At 58.7% G+C, this 1,564-nt stretch carries 2 protein-coding genes; both read right to left on the reverse strand.

Annotated elements, in window-relative coordinates:
* Positions 1–231 precede the first annotated feature (231 nt).
* Positions 232–471, reverse strand: a complete 240-nt coding sequence (locus tag RMO15_RS21455; RefSeq protein ID WP_309716919.1) for a hypothetical protein — start codon at positions 469–471, stop codon at positions 232–234.
* A 27-nt stretch (positions 472–498) separates the two neighbouring features.
* Positions 499–1,564 (reverse strand): iron-containing alcohol dehydrogenase (locus tag RMO15_RS21460; RefSeq protein ID WP_309716922.1); only part of this gene is annotated, 1,066 nt, incomplete at its 5' end.

Consider the following 1,564-nt stretch of genomic DNA (forward strand, 5'->3'; position numbering starts at 1 on the left):
CTGGATCAATCCTCCTGTATTGGCACTCGTGCTGGACTCCGCTTTGCCCGCCGTGACAGATGATAAATGCAGGGTAAGTCTGGAGGCAAAAAGAGTCTAAATTAAAAAAGAAAAGTGTCTCAAAATCATTGACATATTCCGTCAGGGACAATAAGGGTCACTGATAGAATAGGACGAGAGCGACGAGGAGCATCTGCCGGGCCAACCAGGGAGTACGAAAAACGCTCGCGGCTAAGATTTCCGGACATTTGTACGATGCTCCTCCAGTAATTCTTCCATGGCAAGAGCTACTGACTCACTTCCGTCTATGGGCGACCAAACTTCATAGAATCCTGAAACCTCTGATAGTGATAGAGAAACGACCGCTGATCTATCATCACTTTCCAGGTCAGCAATAAGATACTGAACGGCTTCAAACTTTTCTTTGCGTGTCAGTTGTTTCAATGTGGGTAAGACTTCAAGAAGTGGCATCCTCTACCTCCAGCCTATTTTACCGCGCTACCAACAGGCTTCCAGGACTTCTCGTACATCACCTTCGTGAACCGTGCGGGGGTTGGCTTTGGTGGAGCCACTGACGAGGGTCTCGGCGATGATGGCGTCGAAGTCGGTGCGCTTTAGGCCCAGGTTGGCGAGGTGCCTAGGGATGCTAAAGTAGTCAAGCCACTTTTCGGCGAAGGCAGCGAGGTCTTCACGGGGCGCTCCCAGACCGATAGCAATATCGCTGTAGCGGTCGAGATCCGCACCGACATTGAAGCGGATGACGGGTGGTAAAAGCAGAGCGCAGAGCAGGCCGTGGGCGGCGCCGGTTCGTGCGCCGACGGGGTGGGCGATGCCGTGCACCAGCCCGAGGCGTGCGGTGTTGAGCGCCATCCCTGCCTGGTAGCTGGCAATCAGCATCCGCTCACGGGCCTCCAAACTCTCCCCATCCCGAAACGCCGACGGGAGCCACTCGGCGATATCGAAGGCGGCTTGCAGCGCGAGCGGGTCGGTGAAGGGGTTGGCACCACGGCTGACATAGGCTTCGACGGCTTGCACAAAGGCGTCCATGCCGGAGTACGCCGTGACATGGGGCGGACACGAGACACTGAGGGCCGCATCAAGCACCACGGTCTTGGGGAGCATTGCGCCGCCCCGGATGCTGGCTTTCTTAGGGGTTGCCCCGCGCTTGTCCGTAAAAACCCCTACCCAAGTCGCCTCGGAGCCGGTGCCTGCCGTCGTGGGCACAGCGAGAATCGGCAAAGCGCCCGATCCTGACTCCGGCACGGCAAGCTTGCCGTCGAAGTAGTCGTAGATGCTGTCGGGGAGCGCGGCGGCCTTGGCGACATCGAGGACGCTGCCGCCGCCAATGGCAATGATGGAGTCGCAGCGCTTTGCCGAGCCCTGCGCCGCCGTACAGTCTGCCAGAGTGGGCTCTGGAGGAACCCCGATATGGAACCGCGCATCGGGGAGGGTTGCCTGGATTTTCTCCAGCATCCCGCTCATGGCTAGGCTCTTGCCACAGACAATCAGCGGCCTCTTTCCCAGAAGCGCGGCCTCAGCGGCCAGTCGCCCATCGGTGACTGCG

It is taken from the genome of Armatimonas sp. (genome assembly GCF_031410135.1).
Lineage (GTDB): Bacteria > Armatimonadota > Armatimonadia > Armatimonadales > Armatimonadaceae > Armatimonas.